The organism is Arthrobacter koreensis (genome assembly GCF_035792275.1).
In the GTDB taxonomy this organism is placed as follows: domain Bacteria; phylum Actinomycetota; class Actinomycetes; order Actinomycetales; family Micrococcaceae; genus Arthrobacter_B; species Arthrobacter_B koreensis_A.
In genome coordinates this window covers 38226-58821 of sequence record NZ_JAMWKK010000007.1, presented here as the reverse complement: position 1 = coordinate 58821, position 20596 = coordinate 38226, and the positions used below count along the sequence as shown (strand labels likewise).

17 protein-coding genes and 1 tRNA gene are annotated in these 20596 nt (G+C 66.3%); 9 read left to right on the top strand and 9 right to left on the bottom strand.

Annotated elements, in window-relative coordinates; translation table 11 throughout:
* Positions 1-4 precede the first annotated feature (4 nt).
* Positions 5-1654, bottom strand: a complete 1650-nt coding sequence (gene argS, locus NGB94_RS08865) for an arginine--tRNA ligase (RefSeq protein WP_325790255.1) — start codon at positions 1652-1654, stop codon at positions 5-7.
* Between the two features lie 176 nt (positions 1655-1830).
* On the opposite strand from argS, the gene NGB94_RS08860 reads away from it, so the two are divergent.
* From NGB94_RS08860 to NGB94_RS08845, 4 genes are all read left to right on the top strand, one after another.
* On the top strand, positions 1831-2289 hold the full coding sequence (locus NGB94_RS08860; protein ID WP_325790254.1) for a hypothetical protein: 459 nt from the start codon (positions 1831-1833) through the stop codon (positions 2287-2289).
* Positions 2290-2298: 9 nt separating this feature from the next.
* Entirely contained in the window at positions 2299-3183 is an 885-nt protein-coding gene (locus NGB94_RS08855; protein WP_325790253.1) for an FAD:protein FMN transferase, read from the top strand.
* A complete protein-coding gene (locus NGB94_RS08850; protein ID WP_325790252.1) occupies positions 3180-4697 on the top strand; it encodes an oxidoreductase in 1518 nt (505 codons plus the stop codon). The genes NGB94_RS08855 and NGB94_RS08850 overlap by 4 nt, the downstream gene beginning before the upstream one ends.
* A gap of 179 nt (positions 4698-4876) precedes the next feature.
* A tRNA-Arg gene (locus NGB94_RS08845) sits at positions 4877-4952 on the top strand.
* A 68-nt stretch (positions 4953-5020) separates the two neighbouring features.
* Here the strand turns inward: NGB94_RS08845 and NGB94_RS08840 are convergent.
* The 4 genes from NGB94_RS08840 to NGB94_RS08825 all read right to left on the bottom strand — a co-directional run bounded on the left by NGB94_RS08840 (position 5021) and on the right by NGB94_RS08825 (position 9284).
* The gene (locus tag NGB94_RS08840) at positions 5021-6229 is read right to left on the bottom strand and encodes an ABC transporter permease (protein WP_325790251.1); all 1209 of its coding nucleotides are present in this window, start codon (positions 6227-6229) and stop codon (positions 5021-5023) included.
* Positions 6226-6960: an ABC transporter ATP-binding protein gene (locus NGB94_RS08835; protein ID WP_325790360.1), complete on the bottom strand. Its 735-nt coding sequence runs from the start codon at positions 6958-6960 to the stop codon at positions 6226-6228. The genes NGB94_RS08840 and NGB94_RS08835 overlap by 4 nt, the downstream gene beginning before the upstream one ends.
* 14 nt (positions 6961-6974) lie before the next feature.
* Positions 6975-7976: an efflux RND transporter periplasmic adaptor subunit gene (locus NGB94_RS08830; RefSeq protein WP_325790250.1), complete on the bottom strand. Its 1002-nt coding sequence runs from the start codon at positions 7974-7976 to the stop codon at positions 6975-6977.
* Positions 7977-8252: 276 nt separating this feature from the next.
* Positions 8253-9284 (bottom strand): GlxA family transcriptional regulator, encoded by a 1032-nt coding sequence (locus NGB94_RS08825; protein WP_325790249.1) that lies wholly within the window; start codon positions 9282-9284, stop codon positions 8253-8255.
* Positions 9285-9365: 81 nt separating this feature from the next.
* Here NGB94_RS08825 and NGB94_RS08820 point away from each other — a divergent pair, with 81 nt between their 5' ends.
* Entirely contained in the window at positions 9366-9566 is a 201-nt protein-coding gene (locus NGB94_RS08820; RefSeq protein ID WP_325790248.1) for a hypothetical protein, read from the top strand.
* Here the strand turns inward: NGB94_RS08820 and NGB94_RS08815 are convergent.
* Entirely contained in the window at positions 9563-10216 is a 654-nt protein-coding gene (locus tag NGB94_RS08815; protein WP_325790247.1) for a DinB family protein, read from the bottom strand. The two genes, NGB94_RS08820 and NGB94_RS08815, sit on opposite strands and share 4 nt — an antisense overlap.
* Positions 10217-10316: 100 nt before the next feature.
* Between NGB94_RS08815 and NGB94_RS08810 the strand changes: the two genes are divergently transcribed.
* Together NGB94_RS08810 and hrpA are read left to right on the top strand one after the other, a co-directional pair.
* A complete protein-coding gene (locus tag NGB94_RS08810) occupies positions 10317-11363 on the top strand; it encodes a YafY family protein (protein ID WP_325790246.1) in 1047 nt (348 codons plus the stop codon).
* A gap of 13 nt (positions 11364-11376) precedes the next feature.
* Entirely contained in the window at positions 11377-15270 is a 3894-nt protein-coding gene (hrpA, locus tag NGB94_RS08805; protein ID WP_325790245.1) for an ATP-dependent RNA helicase HrpA, read from the top strand.
* A gap of 11 nt (positions 15271-15281) precedes the next feature.
* On the opposite strand, the gene NGB94_RS08800 is transcribed toward hrpA, so the two are convergent.
* The 3 genes from NGB94_RS08800 to NGB94_RS08790 all read right to left on the bottom strand — a co-directional run bounded on the left by NGB94_RS08800 (position 15282) and on the right by NGB94_RS08790 (position 17300).
* On the bottom strand, positions 15282-15710 hold the full coding sequence (locus NGB94_RS08800; RefSeq protein ID WP_325790244.1) for an HIT family protein: 429 nt from the start codon (positions 15708-15710) through the stop codon (positions 15282-15284).
* Positions 15711-15804: 94 nt separating this feature from the next.
* Positions 15805-16644 carry a sulfurtransferase gene (locus tag NGB94_RS08795; protein WP_418910627.1) on the bottom strand — a complete coding sequence of 280 codons (840 nt, stop codon included), beginning with the start codon at positions 16642-16644 and terminating at the stop codon, positions 15805-15807.
* The gene (locus NGB94_RS08790; protein ID WP_325790243.1) at positions 16641-17300 is read right to left on the bottom strand and encodes an MBL fold metallo-hydrolase; all 660 of its coding nucleotides are present in this window, start codon (positions 17298-17300) and stop codon (positions 16641-16643) included. Before NGB94_RS08790 ends, NGB94_RS08795 begins: the two co-directional genes overlap by 4 nt.
* 107 nt (positions 17301-17407) lie before the next feature.
* Here NGB94_RS08790 and NGB94_RS08785 point away from each other — a divergent pair, with 107 nt between their 5' ends.
* On the top strand, positions 17408-17827 hold the full coding sequence (locus NGB94_RS08785) for a Fur family transcriptional regulator (RefSeq protein ID WP_325790242.1): 420 nt from the start codon (positions 17408-17410) through the stop codon (positions 17825-17827).
* A gap of 612 nt (positions 17828-18439) precedes the next feature.
* Positions 18440-20350 carry an HNH endonuclease gene (locus NGB94_RS08780; protein ID WP_325790241.1) on the top strand — a complete coding sequence of 637 codons (1911 nt, stop codon included), beginning with the start codon at positions 18440-18442 and terminating at the stop codon, positions 20348-20350.
* Positions 20351-20596: the final 246 nt, after the last annotated feature.

Genomic DNA, 20596 nt, shown 5'->3' with positions numbered 1-20596 from the left:
GGCCTTACATCCTCTCCGGTGCGGAGACGCCCAGCAGGTCCAGCCCGTTGGCCAGGACGTGCCGTGCGGCACTGTTCAGCCACAGGCGGGTGCGGTTCACGTCGGTGACCTCTTCGCCGTTCTGCGGTGCGATGCGGCAGGCGTCGTACCAGCGGTGGTAGGTGCCGGCGATGACTTCCAGGTGGCGGGCCACGCGGTGCGGTTCGCGGAAGGTGCTGGCCTGGGCCACAACACCGGGGTACTGGCCCAGGGCTGCGAGCAGGGCGCTTTCGGTCGGGTGGGACAGCAGGGCGGCGTCGAACGCTGAGTCATCCACGCCTGCGGCTTCGGCGTTGCGTGCCAGGGCGTAGGTCCGGGCGTGCGCGTACTGGACGTAGAACACCGGGTTCTCGTTGCTGCGCTTGGTCAGCAGGTCCAGGTCGATGTCGATATTCGAGTCCGCGGAGAAACGGGCCAGGGTGTAGCGGGCAGCATCCACGCCGACGGCGTCAACCAGGTCCTCGAGCGTGACCACCGTCCCGGCGCGCTTGGACATGCGCACAGGCTTGCCGTCCTTGACCAGGTTCACCATCTGGCCGATCAGTACCTCCACGCACTCGGGGTCGTGGCCCAGTGCTGCGGCGGCGGCCTTCAGGCGGGCAACGTAGCCGTGGTGGTCGGCGCCGAGCATGTAGATGTTCAGGTCGAACCCGCGCTCGCGCTTGTTCTGGATGTAGGCGATGTCACCGGCAATGTAGGCGGCGTTGCCGTCCGACTTGATGACCACACGGTCCTTGTCGTCGCCGAACTCGGTGGAGTTCAGCCACCAGGCTCCGTCCTTTTCGTACAGGTTCTTGGAGCCCTTGAGCTTCTCGAGCAGCAGTTCAACCTGCCCGTTTTCGTGCAGGGAGTCCTCGTGGAAGTACACGTCGAAGTCCACGCCGAAGTTGTGCAGGGACTCCTTGATGTCGCCGAACATCAGGTCCACGCCGATGGCCCGGAAACGCTCCTGCGCCTCATCCGCAGGCAGGTCCAGGATGTTGGGTTCTACTGCCAGCACGCGGGAGGCAATGTCCTCGATGTAGGCACCGGCGTAGCCGTCCTCGGGTGCCGGCTCACCCTTGGCGGAGGCCAGCAGGGAGCGGGCAAAGCGGTCGATCTGCGCGCCGTGGTCATTGAAGTAGTACTCGCGGGTGACCTCCGCGCCCTGGGATTCGAAGACCCGGGCGAGGGCATCGCCGACGGCGGCCCAGCGGGTTCCGCCCAGGTGGATCGGCCCGGTGGGGTTGGCGGAAACGAACTCAAGGTTGATCCGGGTACCGGAAAGCGCATCGGAGCGGCCGTAAGCGGGGCCGGCTTCGACGATGGCCTTGGCCAGTTCACCGGCGGCACCGGCGTCGAGCGTGATGTTCAGGAAGCCCGGTCCGGCAATGTCCACCTTGGCAACGCCGTCGATCTTCTCCAGCCGGGAGGAGAGGATCTGAGCGAACTGGCGGGGGTTCATGCCCGCCTGCTTGGAGAGCTGCAGGGCGATGTTGGTGGCCCAGTCACCGTGATCCCGGTTCCGCGGCCGCTCCACGCGGACCTCGGCGGGAAGCTCGATGCTGAATTCACCCGCATCGATGGCATCTTTGAGGCAGGCAGTTACGGCAGAGGAAAGTTCTTCAGGAGTCACCGGTTAAGCATACCGGCGCGGCACACCGAGGCCTTATTCCTGCCGTTTGCGTCCCGTGGCCTGAGGCAGCGGACGCGCGTGTGCCCTGCAGCACACCCGGGCACCGAAAGGCATCCGGCGGCGTTGATGGGTTGTAATAAAGAGGGAACGTGCGCCCGTGACATAAGGAGAATCCGTTGAATTCGAAGAAACCCCTGCTGAGCGCTGTGGCCGGACTCGCACTGCTTGGAACCGCCGGCTGCGGATCCACCGGGGCTGCCCAGGATGCCGCCCCGGACGAAGCAACGGGCGGTTCCACCCCGGCAGCGTCCAGCGGAGCGCCGGCAACGGGCGGCGAGTACCAGGACGGTGACTACACCGCCACGGGCAGCTACATTCCGCCGTCGAACACCAAGGAAGAGGTCACGGTGTCCCTGACCCTCGCCGACGGCGTTGTCACCGACCTTGAAGTTTCCACGTCCGGCAACCACCCGACGTCCAAGCGCTACCAGGCCGAGTTCACGGACGGCGTCCAGCAGGAGGTCGTTGGGAAGCCGCTTGATGAGGTGAAGGTGGACAAGGTTGCGTCTTCCTCGCTGACCAGCTCAGGCTTCAACAAGGCACTGGACGAAATCAAGAGCGAAGCCGCCCGCTAGGAGCAGAACGTGGACTCCTGGGCATTCGAAGCGATTGGCACGCAGTGGGAAATCAGCGCCGAGGCCCCTCTCGACGCCGCTACCCGTGCGGCCGTTACCGGGCTTGTCTCCGGCTATGACCAGGCGCTCTCCCGTTTCCGCAGCGACTCGGTCCTTGCCGGGATTGCATCCGGCGGAGGCACGGTATCCCTGCCCGGCTACACGGCGGAGCTGTTCTCGCTCTTTGATTCCCTGGACCGGCTGACCGGGGGACGGCTGAACCCGCTGGTAGGCGGCTCGCTGGAGCTCTTGGGCTACGGGCCCGGCTACCGGTTGACTCCGCAGGGTCGGGCTGCCGGTGCCCCGTCCTGGCGGGAAGCCGTGCAGTGGGAGCCGGTGCAGGACGAATCCGCCGGCACGTCCGGTGTCCGGCTAAGCCTCAACCGCCCCGGAACCGTGGACGTCGGGGCTGCCGGGAAGGGCCAGCTGGCAGACCTCGTCTGGGAGCTGATAACCGCCCGCGGCTATGCTTCGGTTGTGGTTGATGCTGGTTCCGACATGCGCCACTCGGGGCCCGCCCTGAGGGTAGGGCTCGAGCATCCGTTCAATCCCGAGCAGGTCATCGGCGTCGTGCACCTCCAGGACCGCGCCCTGTGCGCCTCCGCCATCAACCGGCGGGCGTGGGGCAACGGCCTGCACCATGTCCTGGATGCTTCAACCGGCCTTCCGGTCGATGCCGTGGCTGCCACCTGGGTCCTGGCCCGGGACGCCATGACGGCAGACGGCCTGGCCACAGCACTGTTCCTCACTGATCCCTCTTCTCTCGCTGCCGAGTTCGATTTCGACTACGTGCGGATGTTTTCCGACGGCAGGGCAGAGTATTCATCCGCAATGGCTGGAGTCCTTTTTTCATGACCGTTTCCCTGAGCACTCCCTCCGCACGGCTGCAGCGCCTGCTGGGCAAGATGAGCATGTACCGCATGCTGGTGGTCCTGCTGCTTGCCATGGCCGCGTGGTCCTTTGTGCTCTCCCTGACGGGCGCCCTTTTCTATACACCGGCCGAGCTGGCGGCGACCCTGGCTACCGCCTTGGTCTCCACCCTGATGGCGAGCCGGGTCATGGGGCTGCTGTTCCGGACCTTCCCGCAGACGGACTCCGCCCTGATTACCGGCCTGCTGCTGTTCTTCCTGTTCTGGCCCACCACGGACGGTGCCCAGCTGGGCTGGATTGCGCTGGCCGCCCTGGCTGCCACTGCCTCCAAGTACCTGCTGGTATGGCGGCGGCGGCACATCTTCAACCCTGCTGCGGTGGGCGCCTTTGTCATGGGCGTTACCGGACTGAATGCTCCGGTCTGGTGGGTGGCCGCGCCGCTGATGCTCGTCGTGGTGATCCCGGCAGCACTGCTGGTGCTCTACCGCAGCCGTCTGCTGCCGATGGCAGGCGTGTTCACCGCCGTGGCGGCGGCGATCGTCACCATCCGTTTCGCAGCCGCCGGCGAACCGGTGCTGGAAGGGCTCACGACCGCGTTCACGTCCTATCCGGTACTGTTCTTCGCGGGCTTTATGCTCTCGGAGCCCCTGACACTGCCGCCGCTGCGCTGGCAGCGCCTCGCGGAAGCCGCCGTCGTTGGTGTCCTCTTCGCGGTTCCGTTCTCCGTGGGCCCGGTGTTTATGTCCCCGGAACTTGCGCTGCTGATCGGCAACCTGCTGGCCTTCGCCGCGGGACAGCGCGGCGGCATTTCACTGCGGCTGCGTTCGTCGCGCGAACTGACTCCGAGCTCGCGTGAGCTGGTCTTCGAACCGGAACGGCCGCTGCGCTACGCGCCCGGACAGTACCTGGAACTGAGCCTGCCGCATCCCAGCCCGGACAGCCGCGGACTGCGCCGCATCTTCAGCCTCACCTCCGATCCGGGGGATCCGGAGACCGTGGCCGTGGCCCTGCGCGTGTCCACACCCGGCAGCTCCTTCAAGACGAAGCTCCTGGCGCTCAAACCAGGTGCCCGGATCTCAGCGACTTCGGTCGGCGGTGACTTCCAGCTCCCCCGCGAGGCCACCCGCAAGGTCCTGATGGTGGCATCGGGAATCGGCATCACCCCGTTCCTGAGCCAGCTGCGGTCCGCCGAGGCCAGGGGCCGGGACATCGTGCTCGTTTATGCCGCGTCCTCGGTGGAGGAACTCGCGTATGCCGGGGAACTCGAGGCCATGGGAATCCGCGTGCTGGCCTGCACTCCCGCCGACCCTTCGGTGCCGGAATGGACCTGGCTCGGAGCGGGTCTGCCCGATGCCGCCGCCCTGGCCAAAGCAGTGCCCGACGCCGCTGAGCGGACCGCCTTCGTTGCAGGCTCGCCGTCGGCTGTGGCCGCCGCCCGCCGGGCGCTCAGGGGCGCCGGAGTGCGCCGGATCCATACAGATCCGTTCCTGGGCTACTAGGCACTCCCCTTCCCCTCCCCTCCCGCTCCCTCGAGAGGCCAGTTACGGCTCTTTTCAGCGCTGAAACGAGCCGTAACTGGCCTCTCGACGGAAAGGAAGCCCAAGTGGTTTCCGGGCAGCGGCAAGAACCTGCTAAGCTTCTTTAGTCCCTGCAGGACTCACCGGATTTCCGGTGACCCGCCCTCGTAGCTCAGGGGATAGAGCGGTTGCCTCCGGAGCAACAGGCCGTAGGTTCGAATCCTATCGAGGGCACCAGATCTGCAGGGAAAACCCCGCTGCCATTACCGGCAGCGGGGTTTTTGTGTCCTTTCCAGGTCTCCCGCCTAGAAGCGAATCGCGTCGATGACCTTCACCCGCACTGCCACCAGCGCCGGAATCAGTCCGGCCAGCGCTCCCACGGCCGTGGCCGCACCCAGCCCCAGGAGCGCCGCCTCGATGGGGAACGGCGGCAGCTCGGAAATACCGAAGGCTACCTGGCGCTGGACCACCGGCAGTTTGGCTATGGCGATGGCTGCCATGACACCAATGAGTCCGGCGACGAAGGTCGCGACAACGGACTCGAGCATGACCCCAAAGAAAATCCGGCCCGAGGTAGCCCCGAAGCTGCGCCGGATTCCAATCTCCCGGACCCGGTATTTCACGGTGACCATGGAGATGTTCAGCAGCCCAACTGCCCCCAGGAGCAGCACCAGCCCGGCGATCCCGCCGACCGCCAGCTGCATGCCGGCATAGGGATCGCCCCAGGCGGCATAGTCTGCCCGGTAGGCATCGATCTGCAGTGCCGGAAACTGCGCACTGAGATCCGAGGTGATCGCTGCCAGCAACGGATCGGCCAGGTCCTTCGGCACCCACAGCTCCAGCATCGGCGACGAATTCGTGTCCGGCCCGGCTCCGGCACCCACCCGGTCAAAGGCCTCCGCAAGCATGTACGCTGCGGGCGGCTCATCCGGCCAGAGGTTCCGCCGGACACCGGTCACAACGGCGTCCACCGGCGCACCGTTCGAAATCCGCACCACGGGATCGACTGCAAGGTCCGGGGAACCCAGGCGGGCGTAGAACGCCTCATTCACGATGACGGCCGGTGCCAGGCGCTGCCCGTCGGTCTCACTGAACCATGACCCGGCGGACAGGTTGGCCCGGCGCATCACCCCGTAATCGGCGTCGACCACCGAGGTTTCCGCCTGCACCACACCGTCCGGAAACTGGAAGGGGACAGTTGTGAGGAGGTTCAGCGACGCGTATTCAACCGCGTACCGGTCCACTACGGACATGTACGCCTGGCGCAGCGGCTCCGGATCCGGCGCAGCCCCGTCCATCGGCCACGCGCTTACGGACAGCGTCGCGGGGCGTCCGCTCGTGGCTTCGGCTCCCTGCTCCATCGCTTCACGGGACATGTCCGCCAGCGCGACGACCGTGGTGAGCGATGCCACCGAAAGGGCTACGCCCACGAGCGCCAGCAGGATACGGGTTTTGTGGGTCCGCAGTTCCGCCCACGCTTCGACGAGGGAACCGGCGATTCCGGAGAGGCTCATGCCGCTGCCACCGCCCCAGGCCGGAGATGCCCGTTTTCGAGGAGATAGTGGCTGTGTGCCAGCGCAGCCACGTTCGGATCGTGCGTGATCGTGATGAGTGCTGCGCCGGATTCTGCTGCGACGTCAGCCAGCAGCCCCATCACGGACTGTCCGGTAACGATGTCCAGGGCACCGGTGGGTTCATCGGCCAGGATCAGCCGGGGACCGCGGACCAGTGCCCGTGCTATGGCGACGCGCTGCTGCTCTCCGCCGGAGAGCCGCTGCGGCTTCTCCCGCAGACGGTTCCCCAGCCCTACCCGCTCAAGCATCTCGGCTGCCAGCTTCTCCCGGCGCCAGAAGGCACTTCCTTTTGCGTAAAGCAGCGGCGTCATGACGTTCTCCAGCGCCGTCCGCTCCGCCAGGAGGTTGAACTGCTGGAAGATAAACCCGACGGCGGCGCCACGCAGGACGGCCCGCTGGTTGCCTCCCATCGTTTCCACCGGGACTCCGCCGAATTCAATGGACCCGGTGGTGGGGAGGTCCAGCATGCCGAGAATGTTCAGCAGCGTCGATTTTCCGGAGCCGGAGCGTCCCACGATCGAAAGGTGGTCGCCCCGCCGGACGTCCAGGTCGATGCCGCCCAGAATGTGCAGTTCGCTGTTGTCCGGAAGCCGCACGGTCCGGGTGATGTCCCGCAGCCGGACAAACGGCTGCTCCTGCGCCGCAGCTGCACCGGCAAGATCGGGGAACATATCGATGTACCGGGTCATCCGCCCATCGCTCCGGTCATCCCGGGCTGGCCGCCGTCCTGCGCCGGTGCGCCGGGTACGAACTGGAGAATCTGCTCCCCCTCGGCAAGCCCCTCGGTGATTTCCACCTGCTGGCCGTCGTTGAGTCCCAGGCCCACTGCCCGTTCTTCGGGTCCCTCAACGCCGTCCGCAACCACCCACACAACACCGTTCTGCACCGTTCCGCGGACGGCAGTGGCCGGCACGGTGACAACACCCTCGGCCTTGCCCGCAGTGATGTCCACTGCTGCCCCGAGCCCCGCGAAGACGGAAACTCCGGCAGGCACCGCACAGCTGAACGTTCCCGCGGATCCCGGGCCCGGCTGCGCCGGGCCCGTTTCAGGGGTTTCGCCGGAGTTCCCGCCAGGCGCGCCGCCGGTGGTGAGGCTTCCACACTCAAAGGGTGCCGGGCCGCCGTTCAGCGTGACCATGGCAGTCGTCGGACGGTCGAGGATGCGGAACTGCTGCTCCGTGCTGAGGCTGCCCTGCACCGAGAACGATCCGGGAGCCACAGATGCGACGTCGGTACCTACGGTGACCTGCTGGTTCAGCAGGACCGGGAAGTCCGCCAGGGTTCCTGACGCTGAAGAGACGACGTCGACGTAGGTGTAAAGCTGGGCCGGTGCCGGGGTGTCCTCCTCGCCGTCCCGGGGAAGCTGGGCCGGAGGTGCTTCAACGGGTTTCTTGAGCTGGAAGAGCCGGTCACCCTCGGACACCGCCTGCCCCTGTTCGACGTCGATGTACACGACGGTCCCGTCGCTGGTGCTGCGGACCTTGACTGCAGGGTCCGCCACGACGGATCCCTGTGCCTGGACCAGATTGGTCACATCGGCGCGGGCCGCCTCGACAGTTGCGGTCTGCAGTTCAGCGGAAGGAGCGAGTGTCTCTGCTTCCGCTGACAGGCCGTCCAGGAAGGCCAGCTTGAACAGGGCGGCGGCGATTACTCCAAGCACCACCAGCCAGAGAATTGGAAATACCAAGCGCCGGGCAGCACCCATTCAGATCCCCCAAGGATGATTCGCTGCCGGCGTGGCCAGGAGCGGGTATGGTCCGGTTTCCGGGTTCAGCAGGTGCACTTCCCCGGTACCGGTTGATTCGGATGGGACGCTACCAGCGGCAGGCAGCCGACGGCGGCGAAACCGTCCCCGCCGCGCCGAATCCATCCCGCGGGGTGAGCGGATTCATCCCGGCGGCTGAGGCTTCCGGCCAGGCTGGGCTGCGGCCGGCCCGTGAGCGGCACCGGATTTCGAAGCAGGCTATAGTGCGGGCCGCGGAGCCTGTGGATGAACCGGATACCCCTGCTGTGCCCAAGCCGGCCGGTCTGCGCGGCCGCGGAACACCCGGCGGTAGGCTGCCGGACTGATGCCCACGGCCCGGTTGAAGTGATGCCGCAGCATTGACGCCTGGCCGTACCCGACCGCGCGGGACACCTCGTCAATGCTCATGCCCGTGTCTTCAAGCAGTTCCTGCGCCTTGAGTACGCGCTGGACGTTGATCCAGGAACCGGGAGTCGTACCTGTTTCGGCCTTGAACCGGCGCGCGAAAGTCCGCTCAGACATGTGGGCACGGGCGGCGAGCGCAGTTACGGAGTGCTCCTGGTCCAGGTTGACGGTAATCCACTGGAGGACCCCTTCGAGGGTGTCGCCCGGAGTCACCGGCACGGGACGGTCAATGTACTGCGCCTGCCCGCCGTCGCGGTGGGGCGGCACCACCATGTCGCGGGCGACGGCGGCTGCAGCCTTGGCCCCCAGCTCCTGCCGGAGAAGGTGAAGAGACGCATCAATACCCGCTGCGGTTCCCGCGCTGGTGATCACGTTGCCGTCCTGGACATACAGTACGTCCTCGTTCACCTCGACCGCCGGATACAAGCTCGCGAGCAGTGCCGAGTTCCGCCAGTGGGTCGCCGCCTTCCGGCCGTCCAGGATTCCGGCTTCGGCGAGCGCGAAAGCTCCCGTGCACACCGACATAACCCAAGCCGAACGCTCGTGGACTTTCCGCAGGGTCTCCAGCACGACCGCAGGCAGGGGCTCGGGACCGTCCGGCCACCGTCCATAGGGCGCCATCACCACCAGGTCGGCGTCCTCGGCAGCCTCGAGCCCGTTTTCGACCTGGATCGAGTATCCGGCAGAGGTCCGCACCGGCCCGGGAACGAGCGTGGCCATGCGGAAATCGAACCGCGGGACGCCGGTACCCCGGGACGAACGGTCAATCCCGAAAATTTCGGCAACCAGCCCAAGTTCAAAGGGACCGGTGTTCTCCAGGGCGATCAGGGCAACGCTTCTCAACATGCGGCGAGTATGGCAGTTTTTCGCTGCTAATGGGCATATCTGCCACTTATTTTTGCTGCGGTACGGGCGGAGTCTGGAGCCATGGAACTCTTCTTCACTCTTGCAGCCGTCCTCCTCCTCGCCGGGGTTACCGCCGTCGTCGTTTCAGCAATCCGCAGTGACGGGCGGGGGCACCTTCCTCCGGTGTCCCCTGGCCGGCCGTGGCACGGCAATGCGCTGTGGGACGTCACCGATCCGCGGGACATGTCCACGGACCAGCACTACCAGCCCCGCCGTTATTAGGTGCCGGTGTCCTGCCGTCCGGCAGCACCGTCTCCCGGCTGATGTGCCGCGGACGTATCCCGGCGGGCGTAAAGGTCCCGCAGGAGGGCAATCTCGGCTAGATGGTGGATCAGTTCCCGGTTTATGTGGAGCACCAGCGTGGCCATGGGCGCTTCGGCCCATCCGCCTTCAGCCGGGCCGACGGGCCGGGCAAGGTCTTCGTCCGACAGGACAGAGACATGGGTGATCCACCGTTCGTAGTACTCATCGAGCAGGGCGAGGGCGGAGGAAGCGCTGCCGGGATAATCAAAGCTCTCATAGTCCGCCGGCGGACCGCCGAAGTGGGCCGCGTTGCGCTGACCCAGGACACCGGAGAGGATGTGGGCCAGCCGCCAGGCGATCGTGGTCACCGGCGCGGGAACCGGTTCGGGGAAGGCCCAGTCGCAGGTGTAGGCCCCGGAACCGGCCTGGACCGGAGCGGTTCCGGTCCCCCGGGGGCGGACATTCCAGCACCCCTGCACCGGTTCCCAGAAGTATTCCCCGTCGCTCAGGCCTTCCAGCCTCGGCCTGGCCTGGTTTTTCCAGTGCCACTTAAGCTGGTCGGCGAGCTCCGTCCCCCAATGCAGCACGGGCTGCGGCGGCGGATGGTGGACGTGGGTGTGCTCAGTCATGACGGCTCCCTGGTCATTGAGTTCGGGTTTGTCGGGTGCCCCCAAGACTAGTTTTCATCCAGGACAGCTTCTGTCCGCATACGGGAGTAGCTTTGGGACCATGCTCGAGACTTCAGCCAGGCTGCTGCATCTTCTCTCCCTCCTGCAGCTGCGCCGGGAATGGACCGGGGCGGCCCTGGCCGAACGCATGTCCGTAACCGAACGCACGGTGCGGCGGGATATCGGCAAGCTCCGCAGCCTTGGCTACCCGATCTCCGCGTCCCCCGGCATTGCCGGCGGCTACCAGCTCGGGGCAGGTGCCCAGCTGCCGCCCCTGCTTCTGGACGACGAGGAAGCGCTCGCCGTCGCCCTCGGCCTCACGGCAGTGGCTTCAGGTCCCGTTTCAGGCATCGGCGAGGCCTCGGTCCGGGCCCTGGTGAAGCTGGAACAGGTGCTGCCGGGCAGGCTGCGCCCCAAGTTCTCTGCGCTGCGGCACTCCGTGAGCGTTTTGGCAGGGCCGCCGGCGGCCGCCTCGGCTGTCAATCCGGACATCCTCACGGCCTTTTCGACGGCAATCTCCGAGCGGCGCACGGCAGCCTTCCGCTACCAGGCGCTGGAAGCTGCCGAAGGGCGGCGCATCGTGGAGCCCTACAAACTGGTGAGCACCGGACGGCGCTGGTATCTCGTGGCATGGTGCACGGAGAGGCAGGACTGGCGGACTTTCCGGGTGGACCGCTGCCAGTCCGTGCCCGTGCTCCGCGAGCGCTTTACACCCCGCCCGCTGCCGGCCAGGGACCTCGCTGCCTACGTCCAGGCAGCCATTACGCGCAGCCCCTACCGGTACGACGTCGTTATCCGCATCGCGGCTCCCCTGGCCTCAGTGGCGGAACAGGTTCCCGCCGAGGTTGCAGTGCTGGAAGCGGACGGTCCCGGGCACACCGTGCTGCGCAGCGGCTGGGACTCGCTGGACCAGCCGCTGGTCCGTATGGCTGGCATGGGAGTGGAGTTCGAGATCCTGGCTCCGGAGGAGATGCGGGAACGTGCACGTGCTGCCTCCGGCCTCCTCGCCCGCGCAGCCGGCGGGCAAACGCCGGATGCTGCGCCTGCCCAGGCTCTGGCCCCCGCCCGGCCCGCTCCGGCCGCAGGGCCTGTTCCGCCTACGCACTAGACTGGTGCCAACTATGGCACTGACAATCTCCTATCCCCCGCAGCTTCCGGTCTCGGAACGCCGTGAAGACATTATGGCCGCCATCGCGGCGAACCAGGTCACCGTCATCGCCGGTGCCACCGGTTCGGGCAAGACCACCCAGATACCGAAAATGTGCCTGGAGCTGGGCCTGGCGGAGAAGGGCCTGATCGGCCATACCCAGCCCCGCCGGCTGGCAGCACGGACGGTCGCGGAGCGCATTGCCGAGGAACTCGACGTCGAGATCGGTGCGGAAGTGGGCTTCCAGGTCCGCTTTACCGGGGAGACCAGCCGGGACACCAAGATCAAGCTCATGACCGACGGCATCCTGCTCGCGGAAATCCAGCACGACCGCAAGCTGAAGAAATACAGCACCATCATCATCGACGAGGCGCATGAACGCAGCCTCAACATCGACTTCATCCTCGGCTACCTCAAGCGGCTGCTGCCTGAGCGGCCGGACCTCAAGATCATCATCACCTCCGCCACCATCGATCCGGAACGCTTCGCACGGCACTTCGCTGCCCCGGACGGCACCCCGGCTCCGGTCATAGAGGTGTCCGGCCGGACCTTCCCGGTGGAGATCCGCTACCGGCCGCTGAACCAGCCCGTCCTGGGCGCCGCGGAGGACGACGAGGACGAGCTCGAGGAAGACCGCGACCCGCTGGACGCCGTCTGCGACGCCGTCGATGAGCTCTCCCGCGAGGCTCCCGGGGACATCCTCATCTTCTTCTCCGGTGAACGGGAGATCCGCGACGCCGCCGATGCGCTGCGCGGGACGGTCACCCGGAACCCCCGGCTGGCCAATGCCGAGATCCTGCCGCTGTACGCCCGGCTCTCACTGGCCGAACAGCACAAGGTCTTCTCCCCCGGCAAACACCGCCGGATTGTCCTGGCCACCAACGTTGCCGAGACCTCGCTGACGGTCCCGGGCATCAAGTACGTGATCGATACCGGCACCGCCCGCATCTCGCGCTACTCGCACCGCACCAAGGTGCAGCGCCTGCCGATCGAGCGCATCTCCCAGGCATCGGCCAACCAGCGCTCCGGCCGCTGCGGCCGCGTCTCGGACGGCATCGCCATCCGGCTCTACGCCGAGGAAGACTTCGAAGCCCGGCCGGAGTTCACCGATCCCGAAATCCTCCGCACCAACCTCGCCGCCGTCATCCTCCAGATGGCCGCCATGGGCGTGGCCAAGGGACCCAAGGACGTCGCGGACTTCCCATTCGTCCAGCCGCCGGATCCCAAGGCAGTGAACGACGGCGCGCTTCTGCTCCGTGAGCTCGGTGCCCTGGCCCCCAAGGGCGGGATCACCGCCGTCGGGCGCAAGCTGGCCCAGCTGCCCGTCGATCCCCGGCTGGGACGGATGATCGTGGAGGCCGGCCAGCGCGGCTGCGTCCGTGAGGTGATGGTCCTGGCCGCCGCGCTGACCATCCAGGATCCGCGTGAGCGGCCGTCGAAGGACGATCCGGCCCGTGCGCAGAAGGCTGCCGAGCTGCACAAGCGGTTCGTGGACGAGAACTCGGACTTCACCGGGTTCCTGAACCTGTGGCGCTACGTGCAGGAGAAGCAGAAGGAGCTCTCCTCCTCCCAGTTCCGCAAGCTGTGCAAAAACGAGTTCCTGAACTTCCTTCGCATCCGCGAATGGCAGGATCTCTTCGCCCAGCTGCGCCAGCTGGCCAAGCCGCTGGGCATCACGCTTTCCCCCGGGGACGTGGATCCGGTCGGCAAGGACAAGGACATCCATGTTTCCCTGCTCTCGGGCCTGCTGAGCCACATTGGCCTCTATGACCAGCGCAAGCGGGAGTACGCCGGTGCGCGCGGTACCCGCTTTGCGGTCTTCCCCGGTTCGGCCCTGTTCAAGAAGTCTCCGGACTGGGTCATGGCTGCCGAGCTGGTGGAAACCTCACGCCTCTGGGCGCGGATCGCGGCCAGGTTTGATCCGCTGTGGGTGGAGGAAGTGGCCCCGCACCTGATCAAGCGCACCTACAGCGAACCGCACTGGTCCAAGCGCAACGGCTCCGTCATGGCTTATGAGAAGGTCACGCTGTACGGAGTGCCGGTCATTCCGCGCCGCAGCGTGAACTACGGCCGGATCGATCCGGTGCTTTCCCGTGAAATGTTCATCCGGCATGCCCTGGTGGAAGGCGACTGGCGCACGCACCACAAGTTCTTCCACCGCAACCAGGCGCTGCTCGCCGAAGTCGAGGAGCTGGAGACGCGCGTGCGCCGCCGCGGCCTGCGCGTGGACGACGAAACCCTCTTCGAGTTCTACGACGAACGCGTTAGCTCCGAGGTGGTTTCCGAACGGCACTTCGACAAGTGGTGGAAGCACGCACGGCACCAGAACCCGTCGCTACTGGACTTCGATCCGGATGCCTTGCGCACGGACGACGCCGCGGGACTGGACGAGAACGAGTTCCCCAAGTCCTTCCGGTACGCGGACTTCGATCTGCCGCTTTCCTACGAGTTCACCCCCGGCGTTACCGGAGCCAACGACGGCGTGACCGTCGAGGTGCCGGTCCTGTTCCTGAACCAGCTGGATCCCGAGCCGTTCCGCTGGCAGATTCCCGGCCTGCGGGCCGAGCTCATCACTGCGCTGATCAAGTCGCTGCCCAAGGCTGTGCGCAAGAACTTCATTCCCGCACCGGACGTGGCGCGTGCCGCGGCGGCTGCGCTGGCAGCTGACTTCGATCCGGCGTCGGATCCCCTGGAACCGTCGCTTGAGCTGGCCCTGCGCCGGCTGAAGGGACACATTATTCCTCCCGGCTCGTGGAACTGGGACGCGATCCCGGAACACCTGCGCATGCGCTTCTCCGTGGTGGATTCCTCCGGCCGGGTGCTGGATGAAGGCAAGGATCTGGCCGCGCTGCAGGAGTCACTGGCTCCTGCAACCCGCCGGGCCATTGCGGATTCTCTCGGGGCCACGCCTGGAACGGTGAAGCCCGCACCGAAGGCTGCAAAGGGCAAGCCGGCGCGTGCCGGCGCTGCCGCCAACGGCAAGGCATCGCCGTCGTTCCGTGAAGAAACCGGCCTCACCGAGTGGAGCGTGGGCACTGTCGAGCGGCGGATCGACACCCTGGTTGCCGGGCATACTGTCACCGGCTACCCGGCCCTCGTGGACGAAGGATCCACCGCCGGCCTGCGGGTCTTCCAGAGTGCTGCCGAGCAGGAAGCTGCCATGCGCGGCGGAGTGATCCGGCTATTGGCGCTGCGGGTGCCGAGTCCGGCGAAGTACGTGCTCGAACACCTCAGCAATGCCGAGAAGCTGACCTTCAGCCAGAATCCGCACGGCAGCGTTTCAGCGCTCATCGAGGACTGCACGCTTGCTGCGATCGACAAGCTCACTCCGGAGGCGCTGCCGTGGACCCGCGAGGAGTTTGATGCGCTGTATGAGCGGGTGCGCGCCGACCTGATCGACACCGTGTTCACCGTGACGGCAATTGTTGAGAAGGTGCTTTCAGCTACGCGGCGGATCCAGAAGCAGCTGAAGGCCACCACGTCGCTGGCGCTGATATCGGCGCTGAATGACATCCGTGCCCAGCTCGAGCAGCTGGTCCACCCCGGCTTTGTGGCCCGCACCGGTTATGCGCAGCTGGCTCAGCTGCCGCGGTATCTGGCCGGCATTGAGCGGCGGCTGGAGAAACTGCCCACCAACGTGCAGCGGGATTCGCTGAGCATGGCGGTGGTACAGGGCCTCGAAGATGATTACGACGACGCCGTGGCGGCGCTGGTGCCCGGGCGCGGCACTCCGCCGGCTTTGGCCGAGGTGCGCTGGATGATCGAGGAGCTGCGGATCAGCTTCTTCGCCCAGGAACTGGGAACGGCCCGGTCCGTTTCGGAGAAACGGATCCGGACCGCTCTGAACCAGGCGCTGGCTCCGGCGTAGGCCCTGCCGGGCTAGGCCTCGGGGACGAACTCGCCGTGGCCTGCGGCTTTGAGGCCTTCGCGCAGCTTCCGGGCGTTGGCTTCCATCCGGTCCTGGTCGGGATTGGTGTCTGCCCGGCTGAAGTCGAAGTCCTGCAGCGAGTTCGCCGGCCACACGTGGAGGTGCAGGTGGTCGATTTCGAAACCGGCGATGGTCAGTCCGGCACGCTCGGCGCCGAAGACGTCCACCTGCACCTTGCCGATGGCCTGGGCGACGGCAGTCAGCTTCGTCAGAAGGTCCGCCGGCGCGTCCGTCCACTTGTCGATCTCCTGCCGCGGGACCACAAGGGTGTGTCCGTCAGCGAGAGGACCGATGCTCAGGAAGGCAACGACGTCGTCGTCCTTCCAGACAAAGCGGCCGGGGATTTCACCCTCGATAATCCTGGTGAAAAGCGTGCTCATGCGTTCTCCTTGCTCGGGCTGCTGGCGGTCCCCGCCGGGCAGCTGCAGACGCAGCGGGGGCGGAACGGGACGGCCGGTAAACATGGCTTTGACGCTACCCGTCTGCGGCTCCGGTTGCCACCGGCTGTCCCGGTGTGGAGGACCATTGGGACCAGGAGCCGGGATACAGGGCGGCGTCGATGCCTGCCATGGCCAGGGCCGCGACTTCTGCCGACGCATAGACGCCGGAACCGCAGTAGGCTCCTACGGGTTTCGAGCCGTCTATCCCCGCTGCCTCGAAGCGCTGCCTGAGTTCCGGGACCAGCAGGTAGCGGCCGTTCGCGTCCAGGTTTCCGGACGCGGGTACGTTGACCGCTCCCGGGATGTGCCCTGCCTGCGGGTCGATGGGTTCGCTCTCGCCGCGGAAACGTTCGGGTGCCCGCGCATCGATGAGCACACCGTTGGCTGCCAGAGCCGGCGCTTCGGCCATATCAACCACCGGCATGTGGCCCCAGGACAGCGTCACTGACCCCGGCACCGGGGTTGCCTGTCCTGTTTCAAGTTCTCCGCCGTCGGCCTGCCAGGCCTGGAGCCCGCCGTCGAGCAGCCGGACGTTGTCAAAGCCTGCGTGGCGCAGCAGCCACCAGGCCCGTGCCGCTGCGGCACCTCCGGAGGCGTCGTACGCGACGACTGTGTCGCCGTCGTTGATTCCCCAGCCCCGTGCCACCGCGGCAAAGACCGGCGGCGAGGGCAGCGGGTGCCGTCCTCCCGGCCCGGCCGGTGCGGAAAGCTCGGTGTCGAGGTCCACGTACACGGCCCCGGGAAGGTGGCCCTCGAGGTACCTGCGGTGGCCGTCGCTGCGGCCAAGTTCCCACCGCACATCGAGCAGGCGCACCGGCTCCTTGTTTTCCAGTGCCGTGCGGAGCCCGGCTGCGCTGATGAGGATGTCAGTCACAGGTCCACCACATCGCCCGGTGCCAGCGGCTGGTAACTGGTCCCGTACATGCTGCCGAAGCGTTCAAGGTGCTTTTCAACGAGTGCCCGGCCCTTGCCGTTGAGCAGTGCGTCGTGGATCGGATGCGCGGTTTGGGCCCCGACGGCGATCACGAAGTCGATTACTTCTCCGACCTTTGACCAGGGAGCGTGGATCGGAACCAGCAGCACCTCGGCCTTGAGTCCGTTGGGTACGGTGAATGAGTCTCCGGGGTGGTAGATCCGGTCTTCGATCAGGTACGCGAGGTTTTCCACCATGGGGATCAGCGGATGGATCAGCGCATGCTGTCCGCCGAAGGAACGGACCGAGATCCCTGCGATTTCCTGCACGGTGTTGGGCTGGACGTCGTGGATGCGGTCCTGTGCATTCTCTGCTGCTTCGTTGCGCAGAGCTGCCGCCAGCGCCGCGGGTGCGTAGAGCTGGAGGTCTGACCGCTCGGCAAGGATGGGCAGTACCTGCTCCTTGTCGATGTGATCCGGATGTTCGTGCGTCAGCAGGATTGCGTTAGCGTCCTGCAGCGCTTCTTCGACCTCGGAAAAGTTGCCCGGATCCAGCACCAGGACTGATCCCTCTTTTTCGAAACGGACACAGGAATGCGTGTACTTGGTCATTTTCATAGGGTCACGATACTCCGGGTCTTGTGTGGTCTCCGGGCAGGCCACGTTTCTGCCAACGCTGATAATCTGGGAGGCAGGTCCGATTCCCGTTAGCCCAGGAGGCTCACATGTCAGCGCAGCCATCGTCCTCGCGGCGGACTGCCGAGCCCCGGGTTACCCGGCAGCGGCTGGCTGTGGGGCGCACTCTCGATTCGCTTGATGATTTCGTGAGCACCCAGGAGCTTCACCGTCTGCTTCAGGACCGTGGCGAGAAGGTGTCCCTTGCTACTACCTACCGGATCCTGCAGTCCATGGCGGATGACGAGCAGGTTGACGTACTCCGCGGAGCAGACGGCGAGGTCCTGTACCGCCGCTGCGAAGCCGAACACCACCACCACCATCTGGTGTGCCGCAACTGCGGGAAGGCTGTGGAAGTCGAGGCTCCTGCTGTTGAGAGCTGGGCTGCCCGGTTGGGCCGAGAGCACGGTTTCACTGAGGTTGCGCACACTGTTGAGGTCTTTGGGCTTTGTCCGGAGTGTTCGCGGTAGCTGCTGCCTGTCCTGCGGTTGTCCGGCCGCGTGTCGCTGCCTATGACTGAGTTCCGCTTTGTTTCTAGGGCGAGCAGCGTTTCTTCGAGCGCTCGGCCGGGGCACCTTGGCGTTCATATCTCCTCGTACCTATTGACTCCCGATTCGCGAAAAGCGGGTAAATCACCGGTAATTGGTGGTACTGAAAAGGGCCGATTTAGGCCCTGAAATGTCGGTGGCAGCTGACAGTGTTGGGGTATGAACCGTTCCTCGGATACACCGTTCTCCCGGTTAGCTGACCGGGATGGTGGTGGTGTGCCGGGGGCTGAACTCGGGATGGAAGCGGGTGCCGAGACCGGTGCCTGCCCGGGTGGCGAAACCTTTGCTAACCCGGGCGGCGGTGCCACGTCTGGGCCTCGTTCTGGTAAGCCATCAGGCCCTGATCTCGGGAACTCGTCTGGTCCGTATCCTGCCCCGTCTGAGCCTGAGCCCGAGAACTCGTCTGGTTCGCATCCTGACCCATCTAGCCCGCATCCCGGAAACCCGCCTGGGCGGCATCCCGATTCCTCTAACTCTTCCGGATCCGTGTTCTGTGCCGATCCGGCGGTGGCTGATGACGCGTCGGTGTTGTCCTTGCCGGAGGGATTTGCCGGGCGGTTGTCATTCCGGGGCGCCGAACGTCTGGGTTATGAGGAAACCGTCTCCGCCCTGCAGCGTCTGGGCATGCTGGTCTCGTGGGCGCAGGCGCAGCAGGCACGTGTTGCTGCCCGCCTGGAAGTGCTTTTCGCCCGGGACATTGCCGAAGCATCCGGCCGGGAAGAACCAGCCCTGGCCATGAGTCTTGCAGCTGCCGAGGCTTCCACTGTCCTGAACATTCCGCACATGACCGCGATGCAGCTGATCAGCGAATCCACCCGGCTGTGTACTCAGGCACCGGACACTCTTGACCGTCTCACCGAAGGGAAGATCGCGCTCCAGCACGCCCGGATCATCCTCGAAGAAACCCACAACCTTCCCGCCGACGTCCCTGACGTTCCGGAAGCGGGGCCAGTCCAAGATGCCGCAAGCCCGCCGGCACCGGACCAATCGCCCACCGATGATTCGGGCCAGCTGGACTTGGACTTTGGGCAGGACGGCGGGCTGGGCACTGAGCCCAGTCCCGACGCCCCGGACGAAGCAGTCGGCGAAGAAACGGGAACCGGGACCGACGACACTGCAGCAGTCAGCGTCGCGCTGAGCGTGCGCGGTGCGTTTGAACGGGATCTGCTCACGGAGGCTGAGGGCAGGACTGCTGCCGGATTCGGCCGGCGGGCCCGCAGGCTCCGCGAGTCCCGCTTCCCGGATCTGATCCCTGTCCGGCACCGGGAGGCCAAGGACAAACGCCGGGTCATGTTCCAACCACTGCCCGATGGTATGTCCTGCCTCAGCGCGAACATCGCAGCGGAGAAGGGCCAGGCCATGTTCGCCGCCCTCACCGGTGCTGCGAAGGCCGGGAAGCGGGCCGGAGATCCACGAACTATGGACCAGCTCCGCGCCGACACCCTCACCGAGCTGCTCCTCGAAGGCGAACCCGCGGCCCTATCCGCCGACACTCTCACTCCAGCAAGCGCGCCCGACACCTCAGAGGAAGCACGGTCAGGCACCCCTGCATCGTCTGGCGGTACCGACCTGGGCACGGGGACGGGCTCTGGCTCAGGCAAGGGCTCTAGCTCTGGCGCTGGCAAGGGCTCGGGCTCGGGCTCCGGCGCTAGCGCTGGCTCTGGAGCTGGCACCGGCTCGGTCTCCGGTTCCCGTCCCCACTCCGGTTCGGACACGGGCTCTGGGTCAGGCACCGGCTCGGTCTCCGGTTCCCGTCCCCACTCCGGTTCGGACACGGGCTCTGGGTCAGGCACCGGCTCTGGTTCGGACCAGCCGGCGGACTCACACAGCGACACCAAGCGAAACGCTAGACGTCCCCGCCGGGCCGAACGGCACCGGAACCAGAACCGCTCAAAAATCCGCACCGAAGTCATTGTCCTAATCAACGCTGACACCCTCGCCGGCCTCGACGAGAACCCCGCAGAACTCAACGGCTATGGACCCATCAGTGCCGAAACCGCACGCACCATGATCCTGGGCGCCCTGCACTGGACACCCCTGCTCCAGGACCCCGCAACCGGCGAAATCCTGAACGTGGGACGAACACGCCGCATCCCCGCCGGACTCAAACGCTGGCTCCAGGCCCGGGACGGAACCTGCCGCTTCCCCGGCTGCTCAGTAACCGTCACCCACGCAGAAATCGACCACACCACGCCCTATTCCCACGGCGGACCAACAGAGCACACGAATCTGGAACACCTCTGCCCCAAACACCACCGGTTCAAAACCCTCGGACACTGGAAAGCCCGCCAGCCAGAGGCCGGAACCATCGAATGGAACTCACCCACCGGCCGCACCTACACCACCGGCGCCGAACTGGCCTTCATGCCGGCCAGCACAACAGCCAGGTCCTCGGCCCTGGCACAGGAAGACAAGAGTCCTGACGATGATCCACCACCGTTCTAGCTCCTCACAACGCCTCTAGCTCGGCCCCCTCTGGGCGGCTCTGCCCGGCGCTGCACTTGCGACGGCAGTGATTCTCCAGGGTCCGGTGTCCAGGGTCCGGGGCCCAGCGGCCAGGGCCCAGCGGCCAGGGCCCGGGGGCCAGGGCCCGGGAGCCGGGGGCCGGCGCCCAGCGGCCAGGGCCCGGGGGCCGGGGGCCGGCGCCCAGCGGCCAGGGTCCAGAGTCCAGAGTCCAGAGACCAGGGGCCG